General features: G+C 42.8%; 18 protein-coding genes. 11 read left to right on the top strand and 7 right to left on the bottom strand.

Annotated elements, in window-relative coordinates; all coding sequences use genetic code 11:
* Positions 1 to 19: 19 nt before the first annotated feature.
* Together nifS and tadA are read left to right on the top strand one after the other, a co-directional pair.
* On the top strand, positions 20 to 1,231 hold the full coding sequence (nifS, locus tag BMY80_RS03805; protein ID WP_093141062.1) for a cysteine desulfurase NifS: 1,212 nt from the start codon (positions 20 to 22) through the stop codon (positions 1,229 to 1,231).
* 76 nt (positions 1,232 to 1,307) lie between these two features.
* Positions 1,308 to 1,871, top strand: a complete 564-nt coding sequence (gene tadA / locus BMY80_RS03800) for a tRNA adenosine(34) deaminase TadA (protein WP_093141059.1) — start codon at positions 1,308 to 1,310, stop codon at positions 1,869 to 1,871.
* A 41-nt stretch (positions 1,872 to 1,912) separates the two neighbouring features.
* Here the strand turns inward: tadA and BMY80_RS03795 are convergent, their stop codons facing one another.
* The 7 genes from BMY80_RS03795 to BMY80_RS03760 all read right to left on the bottom strand — a co-directional run bounded on the left by BMY80_RS03795 (position 1,913) and on the right by BMY80_RS03760 (position 10,639).
* Positions 1,913 to 2,800, bottom strand: coding sequence for a hypothetical protein (locus BMY80_RS03795; protein WP_093141056.1), 888 nt, complete (start codon positions 2,798 to 2,800; stop codon positions 1,913 to 1,915).
* A gap of 28 nt (positions 2,801 to 2,828) precedes the next feature.
* Complete coding sequence (locus tag BMY80_RS03790) at positions 2,829 to 3,869, bottom strand: hypothetical protein (RefSeq protein WP_093141053.1); 1,041 nt, start codon at positions 3,867 to 3,869, stop codon at positions 2,829 to 2,831.
* 142 nt (positions 3,870 to 4,011) lie between these two features.
* The gene (locus BMY80_RS03785) at positions 4,012 to 5,145 is read right to left on the bottom strand and encodes a zinc ribbon domain-containing protein (protein WP_093141047.1); all 1,134 of its coding nucleotides are present in this window, start codon (positions 5,143 to 5,145) and stop codon (positions 4,012 to 4,014) included.
* Positions 5,146 to 5,631: 486 nt separating this feature from the next.
* On the bottom strand, positions 5,632 to 6,969 hold the full coding sequence (locus BMY80_RS03775; protein ID WP_093141041.1) for a hypothetical protein: 1,338 nt from the start codon (positions 6,967 to 6,969) through the stop codon (positions 5,632 to 5,634).
* A 126-nt stretch (positions 6,970 to 7,095) separates the two neighbouring features.
* Entirely contained in the window at positions 7,096 to 7,878 is a 783-nt protein-coding gene (locus BMY80_RS03770; protein ID WP_093141038.1) for a zinc-ribbon domain-containing protein, read from the bottom strand.
* A gap of 165 nt (positions 7,879 to 8,043) precedes the next feature.
* Positions 8,044 to 9,075, bottom strand: a complete 1,032-nt coding sequence (locus BMY80_RS03765) for a hypothetical protein (protein WP_093141036.1) — start codon at positions 9,073 to 9,075, stop codon at positions 8,044 to 8,046.
* A 214-nt stretch (positions 9,076 to 9,289) separates the two neighbouring features.
* A complete protein-coding gene (locus BMY80_RS03760) occupies positions 9,290 to 10,639 on the bottom strand; it encodes a cation:dicarboxylate symporter family transporter (RefSeq protein WP_093141032.1) in 1,350 nt (449 codons plus the stop codon).
* A gap of 566 nt (positions 10,640 to 11,205) precedes the next feature.
* Here BMY80_RS03760 and accD point away from each other — a divergent pair.
* From accD to BMY80_RS03715, 9 genes are all read left to right on the top strand, one after another.
* Positions 11,206 to 12,078, top strand: a complete 873-nt coding sequence (accD, locus tag BMY80_RS03755) for an acetyl-CoA carboxylase, carboxyltransferase subunit beta (protein ID WP_093141029.1) — start codon at positions 11,206 to 11,208, stop codon at positions 12,076 to 12,078.
* A 139-nt stretch (positions 12,079 to 12,217) separates the two neighbouring features.
* Positions 12,218 to 13,525: a bifunctional folylpolyglutamate synthase/dihydrofolate synthase gene (locus tag BMY80_RS03750; protein WP_093141027.1), complete on the top strand. Its 1,308-nt coding sequence runs from the start codon at positions 12,218 to 12,220 to the stop codon at positions 13,523 to 13,525.
* 182 nt (positions 13,526 to 13,707) lie between these two features.
* Entirely contained in the window at positions 13,708 to 14,742 is a 1,035-nt protein-coding gene (locus tag BMY80_RS03745; protein WP_093141024.1) for a cell envelope integrity TolA family protein, read from the top strand.
* A gap of 63 nt (positions 14,743 to 14,805) precedes the next feature.
* Positions 14,806 to 15,555 (top strand): Nif3-like dinuclear metal center hexameric protein, encoded by a 750-nt coding sequence (locus tag BMY80_RS03740; RefSeq protein WP_093141022.1) that lies wholly within the window; start codon positions 14,806 to 14,808, stop codon positions 15,553 to 15,555.
* A gap of 46 nt (positions 15,556 to 15,601) precedes the next feature.
* Positions 15,602 to 16,243 (top strand): pyridoxamine 5'-phosphate oxidase, encoded by a 642-nt coding sequence (gene pdxH / locus BMY80_RS03735; RefSeq protein ID WP_093141019.1) that lies wholly within the window; start codon positions 15,602 to 15,604, stop codon positions 16,241 to 16,243.
* 139 nt (positions 16,244 to 16,382) lie between these two features.
* Positions 16,383 to 17,324, top strand: coding sequence for an AEC family transporter (locus BMY80_RS03730; protein ID WP_093141016.1), 942 nt, complete (start codon positions 16,383 to 16,385; stop codon positions 17,322 to 17,324).
* A 411-nt stretch (positions 17,325 to 17,735) separates the two neighbouring features.
* On the top strand, positions 17,736 to 18,926 hold the full coding sequence (gene malE, locus BMY80_RS03725) for a maltose/maltodextrin ABC transporter substrate-binding protein MalE (protein WP_093141014.1): 1,191 nt from the start codon (positions 17,736 to 17,738) through the stop codon (positions 18,924 to 18,926).
* A gap of 265 nt (positions 18,927 to 19,191) precedes the next feature.
* A complete protein-coding gene (locus BMY80_RS03720; protein WP_093141011.1) occupies positions 19,192 to 20,232 on the top strand; it encodes a metal ABC transporter solute-binding protein, Zn/Mn family in 1,041 nt (346 codons plus the stop codon).
* A 703-nt stretch (positions 20,233 to 20,935) separates the two neighbouring features.
* Positions 20,936 to 21,877 (top strand): LysR family transcriptional regulator, encoded by a 942-nt coding sequence (locus tag BMY80_RS03715; RefSeq protein ID WP_093141008.1) that lies wholly within the window; start codon positions 20,936 to 20,938, stop codon positions 21,875 to 21,877.
* Positions 21,878 to 21,992: the final 115 nt, after the last annotated feature.

Genomic DNA, 21,992 nt, shown 5'->3' with positions numbered 1-21,992 from the left:
AAGAGGCAGGACAGATACTATGACTCAGGGAATTTATTTAGACAACAACGCCACTACAAAGACCGATCCTCTGGTTTATAACGCCATGATTCCATTCTTTACCGAATATTATGGCAATCCAAGCTCCATGCACGAGTTTGGTGAGCCTGTACGTCATGCCATCGACAAGGCAAGACATCAGGTTGCTGAATTTCTGGGAGCCGAACATGACGATGAGATTATTTTCACCTCCTGTGCCACTGAATCAGACAATACTGCATTATGGAGCGCCCTCAACGCCTGTCCGGACCGCAGGGAGGTGATTACCACCGCGGTTGAGCATCCTGCCATTCTTGACACCTGTGCAACTCTTGAAAAGAAAGGCTACAAGGTTCATTATCTCGGTGTTGACGGCAGAGGCCGTCTGGATCTTGACGAATACCGCAGACTTCTGTCAGACAAGACCGCCATTGTTTCCGTAATGTGGGCAAACAATGAAACCGGTACAATCTTCCCGGTTGAACAGATGGCTGAAATGGCCAAGGAAGTGGGGGCTCAGTTCCACACCGACGGCGTACAGGCGGCAGGCAAGATTGATATTGATCTGAAGCGCACCAAAATCGACATGCTGAGTTTCAGCGGTCATAAGATTCATGCTCCAAAGGGCGTGGGCGTGCTTTATCTCCGTCGCGGTACCAGATTCCGTTCCTTCATGCACGGCGGTCATCAGGAACGCGGCCGCAGGGCAGGTACCGAAAATGCTCCGTATATCGTAGGTCTCGGTGTTGCCTGTGAACTTGCAAAAATGCATCTTCCTATGATGAACGATACCGTTAAGGAATTGAGAGACCGTCTGCAGTACGGCATTCTCAAGGCCGTTCCAAACTGCTTTGTTACCGGTGACGTGGAAAACAGAACCGCAAACACCCTCAATATCGCTTTTGAATATGTTGAAGGTGAAAGTATTCTCCTCAAGCTTAACGAGTACGGAATTGCCGCCACCAGCGGCAGCGCCTGCACCAGCGGTTCTCTGGAACCTTCTCATGTTATGAGAGCCATGAAGATTCCGTTTACCTCTGCACACGGTACCGTAAGATTCAGCTTAAGCCGTTTTACCAAGGAAGCTGAAATAGATCGTGTCATTGAAGTGATTCCGGGAATCATCAGCGAACTCCGTTCATATTCTCCGTACTGGCAGCAGAACAAGCCGGCAATGGGTGAATTTGATCCTGACTACAAGGGAACCCTGTAATCTTATTCAATCGGAACAGACCGGTGAAAGGATATATGTCTTTGCACCGGTTTTTTTATATGCAGAGGAACATACAATGGCGGACAACGGTAATTTACCTGCTGATGAGAATCCGGTAAACGTGACGGAACATTCGGATGAATATTTCATGCGTGAAGCGATGAAAGAGGCGGAACTTGCCGCGGATATCGGAGAAGTTCCCGTGGGGGCTGTGATTGTTGCCGGAAACAGTATTATTGCCCGCGGACACAACAAAATGATTTCCGCGAACGATCCTTCAGCTCATGCGGAGATTGCTGCCATCAGGGAAGCGGGGCGTGTGCTTGACAACTACAGGCTTACGGATACCAGACTGTATGTGACTCTTGAGCCGTGCATCATGTGTTCCGGAGCGATTATTCATGCCAGAATAGGCAGGGTGATATACGGTGCCCGTGACTACAAGACGGGAGGAGATGTTTCGGTATTCAACATTCTGCAGGATCCGAGACATAATCACCATCCAGAGGTGACTTCAGGGGTTCTCGAAGAAGAATGCAGTGCCATGATTTCGGCATTTTTTGCCAGAAGAAGAGAGCAGAAGAAGCTGGAAAAACTTAAGAACAGAACAGAGGCGCAGATCGAAGAGCTTCCGAACTGATTTCGTCTGCCGGCAGTACCGGTACGCAGTTCTGATTTCGGCTACAGAGTATTCGGATCCACGTCATCACAGCTGTATCTGGCGATGCATGCTGATGTTTGTGATACTTTCCATACTATTTTCTTTTCCTTACCGGACGCGTAAAACGGTTCAACAATGTAGTCTGTTTCCGGAGAGCTGAAAACAGCCGTGACGGTTCCGCTGCTGGAAACATTAATCTGCACGTTCTGGTTTTCTCCGGACATGTGACAGCTGGAATGATGTGGAATTTTTACCTTTGTATTCGGAGCATAGTAATTCATTGCTCCGCTGTCCAAAAGACATTTTCTGGTCCGGTGCAGTGTTTCCGCCACATCTGACAGTGGCTTTTTCCTGAAATTCTGCATGTTATGGAAAACCAGTCTGGAGCCGTATACGTCAAAATCATACAGGGAGACGGCAGTGTAGACTGCGGCACCTGCAAAAATAAAAAGACCTACCAGCAGTATGCGGTAGACAGTTTTTTTCTGTCCGGAGTGTTTTCTGACTGTTTTCTGGAATTGTTCGGTTCTGGTGTAAAAATAAATATCGTCAGGATTAAAGGCTCTGCCGTCTGATTCAGGTTTCCTGCGTTTTTCATTCTGTCCGGATTGGTAAACATCCTGTATGACTGCCGGCAGTCCCGCTCCGCTGTCTTGTTCTTTGTTCTGATTTCCCTGTTCCAGAGAGGTCGACTCCTCGTCTGTAATTGCGTCTCCGGTCTGAGCATTCATGCTGCGGTACTCGGAAGAATCAGAAAAGTCAGCGTTTTCACCGTTTCCGTTATGTTGAGCCTTACCTGCATAAAATCCGTAATCATCCGTTTTCTCCATGCCTGTAGGCGCACCGCACAGAGGACAGATTTCAATATACTTTTTCAGAACGGTACCGCACTTTTTACAGTAAGCCATGAAGAAAACCTCTTTTCAGTACAAGAATCTAAAGTAAATTTGGATCAGGCTCAAGACATTTTGTTTTTTCAGCACAACTTGATTTTGGTGAAGCTTTCCATATCAGTGTCTTTTCTCCGTTAACCGTCTGATAGAACAGTATCGCCGTGTAGCTCGTCATGGGAAAAAAGAACGATGCGCTGAGTTTCTCCCTGAAAGCGTGGACACCGGTAATATTTTCAGTTCTGTAATCATTGATACTGCCGCATTCTGTTAGAAAAGAATTCTTCAGAGGTACACCTTCTTCAAATTCTTTCAGACCTCCGTTATCGAGGACACATTGTCTGTATTCTCTGAGTGCAGGACCGAGCTCCGGCAGGTATCTGGTATTGAAATAAAGACCTTCATAGTAGTTGTATAAGTATACCGCCAGAAAAAAATTGAACATTACAATGATTACACCGTAGATTTTTATTGCTAATTCATACTTTGGAACGGAGACAATAGGAGTGCTCTGCTGTATTTCAGGTTCCCTGTTCCTGAATTTTTCCGAGGTCTTTAAGGCGAGAGGCCAGCTGAAACAGCTGATCATCATTAGGATTATTCCCGTTAAGATGAATATCTTTCCGTAAAAGTTTCCGAAACAGCCGTGAATAATCAGTCCGAACATAAAAGCCGACACGCAGAATTCACAGAGATGGAGAAGGCAGAGTTTTACAATATCCTTGTACAGAGCAGATGTCCTGTAATTTTTTATGAATGAATATGCACGGTAATCAGCAGACAAAGCGACTGTGAGAGTGTAGAAGTAAAACATAAGAAAGACAGGAAAAAATAAGGAGGCAGGGAAGCAGATGTACAGCAGACGTTTAATTCTGCTGAAGTCTTCGGCTGATTTTTCAAATTCAGGGGTATCCACAAAGGATGGAAACCTGTCTTTGTTGAAGTCTGAGTATTCTGTATACAGTCTGTTTATGACGTCATCGTCAGAGTTTTGAGAGGATAATTCGGGAGCATTATTGCAGGAAGATGGTTCTTTTTTCAGCTCTTCGTTATTGACCGTGTTTTCGTATTCTCTGCTGTCATCCATATCAGATCTCCGTTTTATGTCCATAATAAAAGGTATCAGACAATGAAAAGGAATACATCTGCCGATCTTTCATATTGTGACGGTTGGCGTAATTGTCCGGCATGATTTGCCGTTGCGGATTGGACAAAAGTCTTCAGCAGTGTTAAAACGTATTCGGATCCGCTTCAAGGCAGTTGTATTTTGCAGCACATCCGGACATTGGAGATGCTATCCAGTCAAATCTTCTTTCAGGATTGTCTGTGTACAAAGGTGTGATGATGTAGTCGGTCTCTGCAGGATAACCAAAACTTACTCTGAGAGTCCCGTCATTATCAACAGAATATTCAAAGCTGTCAGTTCTTTTGTGCCGTATTCTGCAGTTTTTCGGTGTATCAAGCAGAACACCTTTTCCTGCGGCAAAATGGTTCATGGCTCCGTTTTGTATGAGACATAATTCAACCTGAGTCTTAACGAAACTTATTCCCGGCAGAGTTTTCGTGGTAAACGAGTCTTCTGATTTGAAGCAGTTTATCACAGCGAATATCACCAGATTTGATACTACGATCAGGAACATATAAACGAATACGATTGCTGAGACAAAAGATCCTGTCAGTGTGTGTTCTTCTGCAAAATGGCTTATAAAGCTTTTTATTTTGTATTCAGTGTCAGGTGACTTGTCCCGGAACTGTCTGCAGATTTCGGTAATGTGGCTGTGTATGATATAAACCGGAATCGAAACTATAAGCAATTCAATCAAGATGTAATCAGTGAATATATCTTTTTCAAACGTTACACCATAAGCGAATAACAGGATGATTATTACGGCAAACATCCATATGTTCACATTAATCAGTTTGCTCATGCGGGAATACGGTTTGTCTTTGAGGTATTTATACGCTTTGCAGTGCAGGATTACGTTACATATGAACAACACCAGAAAGTATATGAAAAAAAGCGGCAGAAACAGCGCGGTAAGAAAAGAAAAATCAAAAAATTTATCCAGTTTAAAAAATTTTTCCCCAAGCTTTTCAAATTCTTCAGTTCTTGTATATGAATTATCTATTTCAGACTGACCTGAATTATCAGTGGTGTCCGCTGAATCATTATTGAAATCTTCATAATCTGCGGAGATATCCCCGGTATTATTGAGAAAATCATGTTTAACGGATTCTTCAGCCCGGTTATTGTTTTCTTTCTCGCCGGAATTTTTAAAAGAGTCACCTACAGGAGCTCCACACAGAGGACAGAAGTCTGTTACTTTCTTTAAAGTTGTTCCGCATTTTTTACAGTAGGCCATGGCTTTACAGTATCCGTTTGTATATAAAAATCGCGCTATTCTGTCAGTCATGTGCGCTGTTGACAATAATCAGATGGCGGATTTGAGGCTTAAGTGGCAAAAAAGATTTGTTTTCGGAAAAAACTGTTTGCAGCGGATTTGTCTGCCGGAACGGAAATTTCCGGCAGACGGATTTTACAGTGTGTTGGGGATCTACTGAGAGACAGTCGTATTTTTTCGCACATTAGGAAGAAGGTAAAGCCTTCCATATAACTGTTCTGTCTACATGATCCGCATAAAGCCTGTCCAGAATTGTTTTGTCGGAAACGGCGGAATCTTCAGTCAGTTCTTACGGGGAAAGGTTGTTTCTTTATTTAATTTCTGAATTCGTGTCACCATTTATATGGTTACCGCATTTCGGACAGACAGTGTCATTATCATAAGTGCTGTCCCGCAACATATACAGACTGTCATGTTTGTTACTTCCAAGATGGATTTCGGGCACTTTTAATCTCCTGCTGCCAGTACTATGATACCTGAAGCAATAATAATAAATCCCATAAATATCACCAGAATAACAATGCCGTCAAAGGCTCCTTTTTCCGGCTCGGTTATTTCAGGTTTTTCCTGAAGTTTCTTTAATATTTTGGCAAGCTTTTTGCACTTCAGCCAGTTTATCAGTGTCAGAATATACAGAATGATATGCAGAATGATTATAGGAGCACTGTTGGTATCCAAAGGATTCTGATCAGGGATCATTATCCACAGGAATGCGACGGCCATGAGTACTATCTGGGCGATAAAAAAGTTTTTTACCATCCAGACCTCATTACGCAGTTCTGTGATATATCCTGAATTCATGAAATTGTAGGCATAATTTGTCGTCAGATATCCATATATCGCCACAAAAGGATTAAAGAGAATAAACAGCGGAAAAATGAACTGGAATAATATATCAAAAATAATAAGTAACGAAAGGGTCTGAAACTTGCTGACGGTTGTTCTGAAGTAAGGATGGTGGCGATAGGCTTCCCTGCGAAAACTGTCTTCCTTAAGAAGTCTTTCGTATTCTTCCCTGTCCTCTGCACGCACATAATTGTAGTGAGGATTTTCGGTATTCGGCCGGCGGTAGGTGTTGTCAGCACCGGCGTTTTTATGATTCATTCTGTTATGTTCGTCATACCGGGGTGAGTAATCTGTTTGAGCATCTTGGAATTCAGAGGTGTAACCGGTGTTCTGACTGAACTCTCCGTACCCGTTATCCCATTGTTTCGTCTGCTGAAAATCACTGCTGCCTCCAGAGATGCGGGTATTTTCTTTTTTCTGTGAATGTCCGGATTGTTCAGAGCTGAAAGAATGCTGATGGTATCCGGACTCTTCGGTCTGTGAGGTAACGCCATCAATACTGGAGAATGTATGGTCCTCGGTAAAAACAGACTGATATTCATTTTTTGGCTGATTTGAATAATCACTGCCGGTACGACTGTATGATCTGCCACTGTCAGAAACGGACTGAGACTGTGTTTCATGATGCACGGTCTGCGAAGCTGATTTTTCCTGAAATGCAGGTTGTGATGTCTGTTTTTTCTGAGGAAAGTCAGTCTGCTGAATATTATCGCTGCTATAGTCTGACACTTTTGATTTTCTGACGTCATCAGTCTTTTTGCTTTTATAGGACTTCTGATAGAATTCTCTGAAACCCCGTTTCCCGGAGGAATCATGGGCGGATTTATTTTTTTCGCTTTCCGAAAAATCTTCCGGATTCATTCCGGTGGGAGCTCCGCACAGAGGACAGAATTCACTGTATTTTTTTAAAGTTGTACCACATTTTTTGCAGTAAGCCATAATTTCACAATCCCGAGTTTCAATCAGATACTGCTTATTATCGCGGGTATGACAAAAAATTAAAGTGACAGGTCAGGCAAGATTGAAAGATGCTGAGTTTTCTATCGGTTAATGCAGTTTCGATTCCTAAGTGAATAACATCAGCAGAAACATGTTTATAAGGCATGATGCAGTGCAGGTCAGGACTATAAATATTACGGATTCACCGGGGACACGTGTATCAGTGTATCTTACCTTCAGATAAACCGTGTTGAGAATTACCTTTAATTTAAAAGTGTTTATCCATGAAAAAGGAGCCAGGGCCGGCATGAAAAACATATTCAGCATCACGGTAAGCAACAGCGCTGCGATTATATGATTATCGCCTCTCCTGTGAATTTCGATAAAGAAATACAGCAGGCAGGCTGTCAGGATCATGATGATCAACTGTGCTGCGTATTCGATTAAGGTTTCTCTGATATGCTGAACGAATTTGTAATTGCTGATGCGGTATTTTCTTACAAGTTTAAAAATGCTGTAGGTGGTGAAGAATCCTGCAACGGCTACAGGAATATTGATTATCAGAAATACCGGAATAAAGAACACAAAGCAAAAAATATTTATGGTAATGAGTGTGGTAATAATTTTGAGCATCTTAAGAATGCGCGGAAGATTGGGGTCCTTGCTTAATTCCAGAATTTCCGGAATTGTAAGAAAATCCGGACCAGCAAACTGATTTTTCTTTTTATGATCAGGAACATAGCTCTCAATTGTAATTTCAGTCAATGTCTCTTTTGATGAGTCTGAATTCTCCAGTCCTCCCGGCTGACTCAGACTGGCGGGAACATTCGGCTCAAGAGGACTGCCGCATAACGGACACTTCTTATAATTCTCTGATATAGTTATTCCGCATTTTCTGCAATAAGCCATTATCTTTTCCAATCTTAATCTCTTTTGAAGTCTGCTCCGTAAATTTAAGACAGACATCAGGCGGCATTCACTGTAACGGTCTTTAACTTTTATGCAGGAAGGATAAAACAGTTATTTTCCGTCCAAATGAAAAATCTCTGCTATTATATATGATATGTCTTATATTTATCGTACAATCAGGTATAGAGTAAAAAAATTTCCAAAAACTATCAATAAAAAAACTAACAGATGACGGGTATAGTTATAGTTAATATCTATAAGTTCTGAAAAATCAGACATATATCTCATAGCCGTTAACATTTTATACAGTGTAAAGGCTCTTGCGTAAGTGGCAAAAACCATAGGGAACAGAGCCAAATGAATAAGAAACAGCAAAAAGAATAATAAACCGTCAATTTTCGTGTCCTGAGAATGAAAAAAGTAGAAGAGCACTGAAGATAGAATCATTAGACATAACTGCCACAGAAATAAACTCCGACACTGTGAAGTTAACTTTTTCAGCAGGTTATTATTGGATGTCTGCGCATACAGATCGGCTTTTAAGCAGGCAAAGCATCCGTAAAGTACTGTCAGTACATTTACAGCCATGAAAAGTGTAACCTGAATTACGGCGGCTATAATATTCATAATGATGAAAATTCTTAATACTCTGATACTTCCAAGCATTTTAAGAATTACCGGATCTCTGTCGAACTCATTTATCTGTCTGTCGAATATATTTTTTTTCGTACTGTCTGTAAATCTGTCCCTGACGGCATGCAGGTCGTATTGTTCTTCTGCATGACCGGAAAAAATCTTGTTACTATTCTTTTGTTTTTGGGCGGATTGATCAGTGATATCGTCGTTGGAGTACTCTTCGTTGAAATCTTCATTATTGAACAAGGAATTTTTACGATTGTCCCTGATATTATCCAGGTCTGGATAGATGAAGAATCTGTCATCAACGTCAGAATTTCTCACGGCTGAGTCTGGATTTTCTTTGTTTCCGTTCAGATTGGGTATTGTTGATTCAGTACTTCTCTGTGGTTCATCCGTGTATTTTTGATTGGCGGTGCTCAGTTTATGGTCTGGTTGAGTCCGGGAGAGACGGGGCGAACTGATTGCAACCTGCTGTTGCATTCCGGTAGGTGTTCCGCACAATGGACATATTTCAGGAAAACTTTTTAAAGTTGTGCCACATTTTTTGCAGTATGCCATGATGAAGTCTCTTTTAACGGGCTGAACTAGTATTGTCTGTACTTTATTTAACAAAGGACAATTATGAATGAATGTGTGAAAACTGTTCAGAATTTTGAGTTTTTTAATAGGTTTTTGTGATAGATATTGTGTTTATTCATAGATCTGTTTTCTGGAAAACAATAAAAAAGGCTTTTAACATTTCTGTTAAAAGCCTTTAATCCATTAGTATGAATTACTTGTCTGATTCCTCTTCCGCAGCGGTATTCTGAGATGCGTTGAGAGCCTTTTTGATGGCATTTTCATTTTCTTCGCGGCGCTTGATGTGCTTTGCATTGATGATATTGTCAACAAGAGCATCAGTATTGGTCTTGTGACGTTCATCTACGGCCAGAGTGAACAGCAGGTCTGAAGAGCTGTTCAGGGTGGTTGCAAATGAATCGCGAATAAAGGTCAGAAGAACATTGATTTCAATTATGCTGAGAATCATATGATCCGGTATGTCGAAAATACGGCATGCGATAGGGATGAGCATCAGCGAACCGTTTGCCACGCCTGCAATACATGCTGAGGATATAACGGAAACAATCCCGAGTTCAATATACTGCATGACGGTTATGTCTGCCGCAGGGTTGTAGCTGAAGAGGGCTACAAGGGCAAGCATGTTGATGGTGATGATTGATCCCGGCTTGTGAATGGTTGCACCGAGCGGTATGGCTACGGTACTGAGCTGTCTGGTTACATTCTTTTCTTCGGCAATCTGCTGATTTACAGGAATGTTTGCTGCTGAACTGCAGGTGAAGAATGAATAGATGATACTCTTTTCCAGAGCAGGCATCAGTCTGAATGCGTTTCTTCTGGTAAGAACCATTACAATCAGCGGATTGACAATGAAGAACATGATTGCGGATATTACGAGGAAAAGAATAATCAGATCCTTGTACATCAGCAGAGAGGTGCCTGATGATGAGGTTGCAGAGGTCATGTCGTGGAACATCAGCCCCATTACGCCGAAAGGTGCCAGTTCAAGGATTACCCTGGTGATTTTTGTTGCTATGGCGGCCAGATCGTTTACAACCTGTTTTGTTGTTGCTTCAGTCTGGCGCACAAATATACCGATGAAAGCAGCCCACAGCAGGATGGCAAGATACTTGCCGTGAATGAGAGCTTCTATAGGATTGTAGACGATTTCCTTGATAAATGTGGTAAACAGTGATTTATCCGTAATGTCTCTCACCACCGGATTGTCGTGCAGGGGCACCGATACCTTGTAAAGCGAACATACCAGAATTGAGAGTACTGAGGCGGCTACGGCACTGACTACGAACATCAGTATTACTCGCTTGAGTCCGTATGTACTGCCGTTTTTTTCACCTATGTGGGAATTGGTGATTGCGTTTATAAGAAGTATGAATACCAGTATCGGAGCAGTGTATTCCAGAGCCTTTATGAATATGTACCCCAGATTCTTTACCCACATGAACCGTTCTGGTGCCAAGAGACCAAGCATACCACCTATACCAAGACCGAGAACCAGTTTGATAATAAGCGGGGTCTTTCTGTACAGCGCAATAATAGAGCCCATATAAAAATCCTTTAATAATTATTATTTATCCGCAGTCGGACGTATGCTTCGTCTCATGCGACTTCTGTTTCAGCGTTTTTCATAGGAATCAGAACAGAATAGAAACAATTCTGATTCCTATGCATTTTGAAATGATAGCACATGTTATTTTTGGGACTTTGTGAGTTATCTTTCATTAATGGACGGTATGCTTCAATTTGTTTTTCTTTTGTTAACCAGTTATCGTTTTTAACCGTGATAAAGTATTTCTGCCGTTACGTCTTTTTCGCTGGCGAGGATGCCGGTAAGTGGAAACATTCAGTTTCGCATTTTGTTCATAATGAAGAGTTTTTCCTTACTGTTTTGTCCAAATGTACGTTAATGTATGAGCAGGAACGAAAATATTTGATGCAGTACGCGTTTTTGACTGGTTAATAGTTAACCGTAAGAACTAAAAATAATGATGTCAGTCTTAATTTAAAGTTACGGCCCGTGTATAAATCACAAATAGAGTGCAACTGCCGTTTTATTGAATTATAATAGACGAAATTTTTAAGATTTGTTTACGAATTTGACAAGGTTGTTTAATGAGCTGGCTTGAAAAAATTATAACTCCTAATAAGGAAAAGGCTGTTCGTCACAATATTCCTGAGGGAATTTGGACTAAGTGTGAATCTTGTGATCAGATGGTATACCGTGCTGAACTTGAAAGGAATCTGAATGTATGTCCTAAGTGCGGCTATCATCAGAGAATAGCAGCCAGAGAAAGAATTTTAAGATTTCTTGATAATGGTGATCTCATTGAAATTGGTGAAAATCTTGAACCTAAGGATATTCTGAAATTCAAGGATACCAAGCGTTATAAGGATCGTATCAGTGCAGCCCAGAAGACTACCAACGAAAAAGACGCGCTGGTTGTTATCAAGGGTAATCTTAAAGGTCTGCCTGTTGTCTGTGCCGCTTTTGAATTCTCCTTCATGGGCGGTTCAATGGGTTCTGTTGTGGGAGCCCGCTTTGTTAAAGCAGTTGAAGAATGTCTTAACGAAAAGCGTGCATTGATCTGTTTCGCCACTTCCGGCGGTGCACGTATGCAGGAATCTCTCTTCTCACTGATGCAGATGGCCAAGACTTCCGCAGCTCTTGAGAAGCTTTCTGAAGCAGGTATTCCGTTCATCAGTGTTCTTACAAATCCGACAATGGGCGGTGTAAGTGCGTCACTGGCCATGCTTGGTGATATCAATGTTGCTGAACCGAAGGCATTAATCGGTTTCGCAGGTCCTCGTGTAATTGAACAGACCGTACGTGAAAAGCTTCCTGAAGGTTTCCAGCGTTCTGAGTTCCTTCTCAAGAAGGGGGCAGTGGACATGATTATCGACAGACGTGAAATGCGTGACCGTCTGGCCAACATTATCTCCATACTGATGAAGGTTGATGAAAAGGCAGGAGACAAGAAGCTCTAATCACCATATCGTATGAGCATGGTTCATACGGCAAAAGTTTGTTTTTAAACGATGCGGGCAGGCAAATCCATGTTCAGTCATGGAAATGACTGCCCGCATCTTGCATTCATATTGATTGTTGACAGGATTTGATTAAAAAATGAGTAGCAGTGAATTATCCGTAAAACCTGTCAGTCTGCAGGACTGGGAAAAATATCTTTATGCAATCAATCCGAACAGGATTGAACTCGGACTTGATCGTATAAGAAAGGTTGCTTCCTACATGGGAGTTGATTCTTTTCCGAAAAGCAGGGTTGTAACCGTTGCCGGAACCAACGGCAAGGGCTCAACCGCTTCAATGCTTGCCTCGGCACTATCCGCCTCCGGCATAAAATGCGGTCTGTACACATCTCCCCATATACTGAATTTCAATGAACGCATTGCCGTTAATTCCGTCAATGCGGATTCGGATTCCCTGTGTGAAGCTTTTTCAGCCGTTTATGATGCGGTAGAGGCTACGGGCATCAGTCTGACCTTTTTTGAATATACGACCCTCGCGGCTTTTTATGTGTTTAAAAAGGCTGAATGTCAGGTTGTTGTACTTGAAGTAGGACTGGGCGGACGTCTTGACGCCGTAAACATAATTGACTGTGATATCGCCATAATTCCAAGCATCGGTATGGATCACTGCGCCATTCTCGGTAACACCGAAGCTGAAATCGCTCATGAAAAGGCCGGTATCATAAAATCCGGAACAGCCCGTGTTCTTCTCGGATACTTAAGTGATGAAGCCGGAAACACCATCATGAAGGAGGTCAGGGACCGCGGTCTGCCTGAATCAGCTGTGTTAAGTCTCGAAAAGGAAATAGGAGTAGAGTTTACAGACAGTACTCACTTCAATCTTATTAAACCTTTTACCGTAAGCGGTGTTCATGTACCGGCTCTGCCTCTTATCAATGCGCCTCTTTCACTTACGGCTGCTCTTTTCATTATGGAACAGATGGGACTTAATCCTGATTTGTCACGACTTCTTGAAGGAATCAGAACCACCAGACTTCACGGACGAGTGGAGATAATTTCAGAGAATCCTACCGTGATTCTGGATGTCGCCCACAATCCTCCGGCAATGAAATATCTTGCAGGCATGCTGCGACAGAGAGGAAGCAGAACAAGATATGCCGTAATAGGCATGCTTAAGGATAAGGATATATACAGTTCTCTCAAGGAGCTGAACGGAGTATTCAGCAGAATATACATCTGTTCTCTTCCGGGAGAAAGAGGTTCAACATCTGAATATGTTAAGGAAAATCTTCTGAAAACAGGCATGTCTGAAGGTGATATCAGAACCTATGATACCGCATATGAGGCGTATACCGCCGCTCTCGGCGATCTGCCTTCAGACAGCGAGCTGGTGGTATGCGGTTCTTTTGTTACCGCCGAGGAACTGCTGAAAAAACTGAAAGCTTAAATGATATTCAGCCATGCCGCGGTCTTTCTGTCAGGCTTACGGCATGGCATTAAAAAATGAGATTTTTTATTTTGCGGTAATGATTTTTTCAGTCAATTCTGTTTTAATATACAGAGTAGAACAGCTGCCGCAAGAGAGCAGTGAAAATTAATAAATTACAAGTTGCATAAGAGTACTATAAAGTGATTAATCAGTTTACCCGGGTATTGGTAGGATCCGTAATCCTTCTGATTCTGCTGGCATGGTCCGTGCCTAAGTTCTTTCCTCATGATAACGCCAGTGACCACCGTCAGCCGAGAGAGATTGTTGATCAGCCCGTAAAGAAGGATTCTCAGGATCAGAACAACGGCGGTAATGCGGAAGATGCCGTGGATGAGGATGATTCCATGGATGAGGATTTCGGTTACGGCAGTCTGCTTGAAGATGAGGGCTCTAGTGCACCGGCAGAATATGCCGATGCATCAATAAAATCAGGCGTTGTAGTAGGGGCTGACGTAAAACAGAACGGCAGATTCGTGCCTAATCCGACTGTTACCGGCAATACTCCTGCGGATGTCGCCAGAAAACAGGCTGAACAGGCCAGAAAGACACAGAATGCGGAACAGCAGAATCCATCAGTAACAGAGGCGGAACTTCAGGCTGCTGAAAAGAGAAGAATCGAAGCTGAAAAACAGGCTGAAATAGCCCGCCTGAACGCTGAACGCAAGGCGCAGGAAGATGCCGCGAAAGCTCAGGCTGAAGCGGATCGCAGGGCAAAGGCGGAAGCCGCAAGACTTCAGGCTGAAGCTGATCGCAGGGCAAAGGCGGAAGCTGCAAGACTTCAGGCTGAGGCTGATCGCAGGGCAAGAGCCGAAGCGGAAGCCAGAGCCAGGGCTGAAGCCCAGGCAAAGGCCAGAGCTGAAGCTGAAAAGAGAGCCGCTGAAGCAGCTCCGGCCGGCAAGATCGATTCAACTCCTTCAGGCCGTTATCTGCAGATTGGCACATTCAGTACGCTGGCCAAGGCTAACGAGGTTCGAAACAGACTGAAGGCAGCCAAAATAGGCGTGCCTAAGCAATATATCAATGATCTTGGATCTGGATTCGGTTACAAGGTTGTTCCGAACAATGGTAATTTTACCGTTCTGGTCGGACCTGCAAAAAGGGACGGAATTCTCAGAGCCGTTAAGCCCCGCGTAGACAGTGCCGCTTCGGTCAATTCAATTCTCGTATCAAGATAATCCTTTGTTTTTTGTTTCAGTCCGTGATGATCACGGACTGTCCTTTTATACAGGAGAAGTAACTTGGCCTCTCTCAAAGATATTATTGAATTCATTAACGGCTATCTGCGTGTTTCAGAAATAAGTGATTACAGCTACAACGGTCTTCAGGTTGAAGGTCGTCAGGAGGTGCGTAAGATTGTTACCGGTGTAACCGGTAATCTGGATCTTATTTCCCGGGCTGAATCAGAAGGCGCAGATATGGTTCTGGTTCATCACGGCATTTACTGGAAGGGCGGTGATCCGCGCCTTACGGGAATTCTCGGTAAAAGAGTAACGGCTCTTAAGGGAATGTCTCTTGCCGCATATCATCTGCCTCTGGATCTGCATCCGGTGGTGGGAAACAACATTCAGCTGATGCAGTCAGTCGGAGCTGAATTTGAAAGTTATCTCAAGCCCGGAGACCCTTCAAGCGTGGCAATGATAGGAACTTTTGCCGAACCTGTAACCGTGGCTTCCATTAATCAGGCTCTGACCTCCTTCTGCGAAAAAACACCTCTTATCATGGGGAATGAAGACAGAACCGTGAAAAGAATAGCCGTGTGTTCAGGCGGCGGTGGTTTCATGCTTGAAGAGAATCCGGAAAATATCGATGCCGTGATTGTCGGTGAGGTTCACGAACAGCATTATCATCTGGCGGTGGAAAAGAATATTACCGCCTTTGTCTGCGGACATCATGCCACTGAAGTGTGCGGCATAAGGACATTAGGCGACATTGTTGCCGAACATTTCGGGATTGAGTGTGAATTCATAAATTCCTACAGTCCGATATAGTTGTGTCAAGCCGCCGGAGAGAAGAAGCGGCATGGAGGAGATTTAAATGATTGATGTATCGGTTTTACGTGAAAACTATGCCAAAAGCGGACTTTCACGTGACGATTTAACTGAAAAACCCATAGATTTGTTTGAAAAATGGCTGAAGCAGGCCATTGATTCAGGAATGCCTGATCCGAACGGCATGGTTGTGTCTACCGTGGATCCGGAAGGTCAGCCGTATTCAAGAATGGTTCTTCTGAAGAACTATGAGGAAAACAGTCTGATATTCTTTACCAACTACGGTTCCCGCAAGGCTCAGCATATTGAAAAGAATCCAAAGGTATCAATTCTTTTCCCCTGGTTTCTGCTTGAACGCCAGGTTGCCTTTACCGGTACAGCTGAAAGACTGTCATATCTCGAGGTGGTAAAGTATTTTACCAGCAGACCGAGGGATTCTCAGATCGGGGCGTGGACTTCACATCAGAGTTCAAAAATATCAGCCCGTTCCGCACTTGAAAGCAAGTTCATGGAGCTGAAGCAGAAGTTCAAGGAAGGAAAAGTGCCTATTCCTACCTTCTGGGGCGGTTACAGGGTTCGTTTTGACAGCGTGGAATTCTGGCAGGGACGTCCAAGCAGACTTCATGATCGTTTCATTTATGAAAGAAACGCCGAAGGAGGCTGGGACATAAGCCGTCTGGCTCCGTGATTTCTGCCGGCAGTACATTCTGCGCTGCCGGCCGCAAGACTGAAATTTACTGAGGATACTGAGCGGAGCTATGCTCTTTTTATTTGGATTCCGTTAGTATGTTTGTGTCAGTGACGGATAATTATTTTAGGATTTGGCCATGAATGCGGATTTACCTTTTCTGCTTGCAGAGCAGATTTGTGCCTTTTTCATCATGATACTTATGGGCTTTGCTTCAGTGCGGGCCGGAATAATCGGTACCGAGGAGACCAAAGGCATAACCAGACTGCTTCTTTATGTGGTAACTCCATGCGTAATTCTTATGTCGTATCAGACTGAATACAGTTCTGATGTGGCGGGCGGACTGCTGCTGGCTTTCGGCGCGGCCGTTCTGGTTCATGCCGCGGCTATATTCGGCATAAGGTTTGCGGCTCCTGCCATGAAACTTTCCAATGTTGAGCAGGCAAGTATCATTTATACAAATTCAGGTAATCTTACCGTCCCTCTGGTGATGAGTGTGCTGGAGCCGAGAGCCGTCATGTATGCCAGCGCATATCTTGTCGTTCAGACGGTTCTGATCTGGACGCACTGTTTTACGATGGTTAAGGGGAGCTCCGGATTTACCTGGAAAAAACTACTGCTTAACGTTAATACCATTGCCATAGCACTGGGGCTGGTGTTCTTTTTCTGCGGTATACATATCGGCGGTCCTCTTCAGACGGCTTTTAACGGCATGGGCAAAACCATCGGGCCGCTGGCAATGTTTTCCATTGGCGTGATGCTGGGAAATTCCAGACTGTCGGACATCTTCAGATTCAGGAATTTTATGGTTTCCGCAATGAGACTTTTATGCATACCGGTTCTGATTATGCTGCTGTTTTCTCTGTGGCCTCAAGACTGGATTGCGGGTGAGTACCGACTTGTGTTTACCACGCTTCTTCTTTCCACTTCGGCTCCGTCAGCTGTAATAGTTTCTCAGCTTGCACTTATAAGCAATCAGGATTACCGCACGGCATCCGGAGTGAATATCATTACGGATTTTCTCTGCATATTCACCATTCCTCTGGTGATCTGGATGTACCTGCATCTTAATGCTGCTTAATCATACTCAGACAGCGGCAGAAAAATAACAATTCTATGACATGCCGTTATTCCATGTTTTTTGAATTTACGGATTATTCTTTAGAAAAAGTCTGTTATTTTTATCAGGCGTTCGTGAATAAGGAAATTAGTTAAAGACATAAGGATAATTATTATATTTAAAAACATGAAATAAACAGGTGTTGTTAACATAAAATAAACATTAATATTTGTTATTATGAGACTTAATTTCAAAAAATCATGATTGGCTTCCACAATCAATCTTAAAAAGTTTAACATAGCCTATGTCAGAAACGGGGCTTAAACTTATCGTGTCAACCGCAGGTTCAAGATAATACAAATATAAAAAAGACACAATCCGCCTGACTGAATATTTCGGGGATTTACCCATTCATCATTTAAGGAAAGACTAATGAAAAAGACAATTTTATCCGCAATTATCGGCCTTGTTACTCTCGGTGTTAGTTCTGTGGCATCAGCAGCCGGTATTGAAGAAGGTCAGTTAACCATCTGGGTTAACGGTGATAAGGGCTATGACGGTATCGCCAAGGTAGGTGCTCGTTTTACTGAAGCTACCGGTGTAAAGGTTACCGTTGGTCATCCTGATCAGGTAGAAGTTAAGTTCCAGCAGAATGCTGCTTCAGGTAACGGTCCGGATATTTTCATGTGGGCTCATGACCGTTTTGGTGAATGGGTTCAGGCAGGTCTTCTTACCGAAATCGTTCCTACTGAAGATGAACTTAACCGTTTCCAGAAGGTTGCATGGGATGCAATGAAGGTTAACGGCAAGTATTATGCCTATCCGGTTTCAATTGAAGCAATTGCCATGATCTGTAACAAGGACATTGTTCCTGAAGCTCCAAAGACCTTCGAAGAACTTGCCGAACTCGATACCAAGCTCCAGAAGGAAGGCAAGCATGCCATTATGTGGGATTACAACAATGCATACTTTACCTATCCTCTGCTTTCAGCAAACGGCGGTTTCGCATTCAGAACCGATGCAAAAGGTGTTTATGACGTAACCAAGACCGGTGTTAACAATGAAGGCGCCAAGAAGGGTCTTAACTATCTTGTAAACATGGTTAAGAAGGGGCATATTCCTAAGGGAGCCGATTACGGTATCATGGAATCAAGCTTCGTTGCCGGCAAGGTTGGCTGTATTATCAACGGTGCATGGGCATGGGGTCAGTACAGCAAGGTAAACTACAGTGTTAATCCGTTCCCGACTCTCGACGGAAAACCAGGCAAGCCATTTGTAGGTGTACTCGGTATGGCCATCAATCATGCTTCACCTAACAAGGACCTGGCCAAGGAATTCCTCCTCAACTATCTGCTCACCGATGCAGGTCTAGAAGAGGTTAACAACGACAAGCCTTTAGGTGCAGCCGCATTAAAGTCATATGAAGCAAAACTGGAGTCAGATCCTAGAATTGCCACCACCATGGAAAACGCCAAGATGGGTGATATCATGCCTAGTGTTCCTGAAATGAACAGATTCTGGAGTTCTCTGCAGACTGCTCTCAAGAACGCTACTACAGGCCGCCAGTCAGTTGACGATGCTTTAAGCACTGCTGAAGTACGTATCGTAAAGGAAAAGAAGTAATAATCAGACAGATGTCAGACCGAATCTGACTCATGCTGAATGAAAACGAATCCGATTCTTCATACAGAGTCGGATTCTTTTTTTCATAATTATTTTCAGATCCGGTGTGATCCCGTCATGTTTGGTTGTGATAGAATTGTTGGTCCGTTTTTTTATTGGATATGCACAGAAATCATAATTATGTGTATGTCATGAAATCGGGCAGGTCATCATCGTGTATCAGTATGTATAAAGGTTTTAGTACTGCTTTTAAAGGAGATTACAGATGAAAAAGAAATCAGGACTGTTGAATAAAAAAGTCTGGCTGTTTGGAATGTCGCTGCTCAGTGCCATGGTGCTTGGCAATACCGCTGAAGCAGGAGAGAGAATGACACTTCTGACAAGTTTCGGCATTATTCAGGATATTACTGAAAATGTTGCAGGTGACAGGGCGGATGTAAAGGTTATCGTTCCTGTAGGAAGTGATCCTCATGCATATAATCTTACTCCTGCCAATATGATTGACATGGAAAAGAGCGATCTGATTATTATCAACGGTCTGTCTTTTGAAGGTTATCTTGAAAGATACCTGTCTCAGGAAAAATACAGGCAGAAGATTGTTGTTGTTTCAGACGGTATTGAGAAGCAGGCTTTTAAGGAAGAGCATGAAAAGCATCATCATGATGCGGACCACGATCATGCCGACCATGACCATGATGCCGACCATGACCACGATGTCGACCACGACCACGATGCCGACCACGACCATCACGGTCATCATCACCATCACCACCATGGCGGAACAGATCCTCATGCCTGGCAGAATCCGCTGAACGGTGTCATTTATGCTGAAAACATTGCTAAAGCCCTGTGCATCAGAGATGAAGCCAACTGCAGTTATTATAGGGACAATGCCGCAAAATACGCTGCAAGTCTGACCGCACTGGATAAGAAGTACAAAGATATTTTTGAGAAAATACCTAAGGAAAACAGAGTTCTCGTTACAACCCATGATGCATTCGGATATCTGGCACGTCACTATGACCTGCGCATACTTTCACCATTCGGTTTAAGTACAGGTTCTGAACCGTCCGCCAGGAGAATTGCCGAGCTTAAGGACATCATAAGCAGAGGTGTGGTCAAGGCTGTATTTATGGAAAAGAACGGTAATAATGCCATTCTTGATCAGCTTGCCGGAGACAAGAAGATCTCTAATGTGGAACTTTATGCCGATACACTGGCTCCAGGCGGGGAGTGCTCAACTTATCTCGGTATCATGAATTACAATTTAAAGGCTATTACCGATGCCGTTATTCAGGACAAATAACCTGTAATCAGTGATTTTTCAGAAAAAGGTTTTTCGAAAGAAAAACCTTTTTTGTTTTCAGATAAAAATATAATTTGTTTAGATTAAAGTAATAAATTGTGGATAACTTTTAAATTATTCAGATTATATAGTTGATATACACCGTTTATATTGTATATACATACAGGTTTTAGAGAAATGGATCTGTTAATAATATAAATTGTGTATAAAGTATTGTGAATAACTTATATTTTATGGATAGGTCTGAAGATTGTCATTGATAAAGACATTTACCGGAATACTGATATCGGAAAAACAGGGATCGTCTGTCGCTGAATGGGGAGGAAACAGGGTGCCGTCGGATTGTTTTAACTGAACCCGGGGTTTATGCTAACATGAAATCAGAGCGTATTTCGTTTTCTGAGGAGTGTAAAAGGATAAAAAAAACCGCCAGGTGAACTGGCGGCAAATCATCAACATTTGAGGAAAAATGAAAAATAAATAACGAACTCAAACATTCTATACAGAAGTATGCTTAAGTTGTGACCATTATACATCAGATTTGTAAAAATTGTTAAGTTTTTGTGAAAAATATTTAAAAAATTTATAAAATTCTTTTTATAAGATAATATTTGTGCTTGTTATCGCTGTAATTTGGTATGATGTCATACATATTTATATAAAAGGTTTGATTAACACTTGATTCATTAGTTCCGGAGTTCCTATGACTTTAGTTCAGCTTAAATATGTCCTGGCTGTGGCCAGTTTCAGATCAATTAATGAAGCTGCTGCCTCGCTTTTCGTGACTCAGCCGACCATTTCCACGGCGATAAAGGATTTAGAGTCGGAAGTAGACACAAAAATTTTCAATCGCACGAATCACGGTATTGAGATTACAAATGAGGGCATGGAATTTCTGGGGTATGCAAGACAGATTCTTGCTCAGGCCGATTTGCTGAAGGAGCATTTCAAAAAGAAAAAGAATTCAACGGTAAAGTTTGTGGTAAGCGCCCAGCACTATTCGTTCGCGGTAAGCTCCTTCATCCGTCTGGTGGAAAAGTTCGGTATGGAGAAGTATGACTTCTGTCTGCGCGAAACCAGAACCAGGGACATCATTCAGGACGTTCATAATTTAAGTGCTGATGTGGGGATTATCTACTTTTCAAAGAACAACAGCCGTCTGCTGAAACGACTGCTCAAGGAACAGAACATTACCTATACTCCCCTGGCCAGACTTACTCCTCACGTGTTTATCAGCAATAAAAACAGTCTCTGTACCCGTCCCTACGTTACACTTGCGGATCTTAAGGACATGCCTTTCCTGAGCTTTGAACAGGGCGGTTACAGTGCCGACTACTTCTCCGAAGAAGTAATGAAAAACCCTGAGGGCAGCAGAATGATAAGAGTAAGCGACCGTGCAACTCTGTTCAACCTGCTGACAGGTCTTAACGGTTATACCATCTCATCAGGTGTTATTGAGCAGGAGCTGAATCCTGAAATCAAGGCTATTCCGCTGGTTGAGAAGGGGTATATGGACATTGTTATTCTGCAGCACAAGGATATAACTCCAAACCCTCTGGTGGATACCTACATCAGTTATCTTAAGGATGCTCTGCCGGAAAACTGTCTTCTTTCCGATGACAGTGAAATTGACGAGGAAATTTAATATTCCGGCAGGTTCCACGTAAACAATGTTCTAAGAAAAAATTATTGCTATAGAATTATTTTATAACATGTTAGTTTTTTATATAATTATCCAAACGTCCAGCTTTGTTATAAAA

The organism is Ruminobacter amylophilus (assembly GCF_900115655.1).
Taxonomy (GTDB): Bacteria; Pseudomonadota; Gammaproteobacteria; order Enterobacterales; family Succinivibrionaceae; genus Ruminobacter; species Ruminobacter amylophilus.
Note: the sequence above shows the minus strand (reverse complement) of the source record. Positions and strands in the feature narration are given on the sequence as shown.

Excerpts from the sequence above, each read along its gene's own strand:
- nifS (WP_093141062.1), top strand. The coding sequence starts at position 20 with ATGACTCAGGGAATTTATTTAGACAACAACGCCACTACAAAGACCGAT.
- tadA (WP_093141059.1), top strand. The coding sequence starts at position 1,308 with ATGGCGGACAACGGTAATTTACCTGCTGATGAGAATCCGGTAAACGTG.
- BMY80_RS03795 (WP_093141056.1), bottom strand. The coding sequence starts at position 2,800 with ATGGCTTACTGTAAAAAGTGCGGTACCGTTCTGAAAAAGTATATTGAA.
- BMY80_RS03790 (WP_093141053.1), bottom strand. The coding sequence starts at position 3,869 with ATGGATGACAGCAGAGAATACGAAAACACGGTCAATAACGAAGAGCTG.
- BMY80_RS03785 (WP_093141047.1), bottom strand. The coding sequence starts at position 5,145 with ATGGCCTACTGTAAAAAATGCGGAACAACTTTAAAGAAAGTAACAGAC.
- BMY80_RS03775 (WP_093141041.1), bottom strand. The coding sequence starts at position 6,969 with ATGGCTTACTGCAAAAAATGTGGTACAACTTTAAAAAAATACAGTGAA.
- BMY80_RS03770 (WP_093141038.1), bottom strand. The coding sequence starts at position 7,878 with ATGGCTTATTGCAGAAAATGCGGAATAACTATATCAGAGAATTATAAG.
- BMY80_RS03765 (WP_093141036.1), bottom strand. The coding sequence starts at position 9,075 with ATGGCATACTGCAAAAAATGTGGCACAACTTTAAAAAGTTTTCCTGAA.
- BMY80_RS03760 (WP_093141032.1), bottom strand. The coding sequence starts at position 10,639 with ATGGGCTCTATTATTGCGCTGTACAGAAAGACCCCGCTTATTATCAAA.
- accD (WP_093141029.1), top strand. The coding sequence starts at position 11,206 with ATGAGCTGGCTTGAAAAAATTATAACTCCTAATAAGGAAAAGGCTGTT.
- BMY80_RS03750 (WP_093141027.1), top strand. The coding sequence starts at position 12,218 with ATGAGTAGCAGTGAATTATCCGTAAAACCTGTCAGTCTGCAGGACTGG.
- pdxH (WP_093141019.1), top strand. The coding sequence starts at position 15,602 with ATGATTGATGTATCGGTTTTACGTGAAAACTATGCCAAAAGCGGACTT.
- BMY80_RS03730 (WP_093141016.1), top strand. The coding sequence starts at position 16,383 with ATGAATGCGGATTTACCTTTTCTGCTTGCAGAGCAGATTTGTGCCTTT.
- malE (WP_093141014.1), top strand. The coding sequence starts at position 17,736 with ATGAAAAAGACAATTTTATCCGCAATTATCGGCCTTGTTACTCTCGGT.
- BMY80_RS03720 (WP_093141011.1), top strand. The coding sequence starts at position 19,192 with ATGAAAAAGAAATCAGGACTGTTGAATAAAAAAGTCTGGCTGTTTGGA.
- BMY80_RS03715 (WP_093141008.1), top strand. The coding sequence starts at position 20,936 with ATGACTTTAGTTCAGCTTAAATATGTCCTGGCTGTGGCCAGTTTCAGA.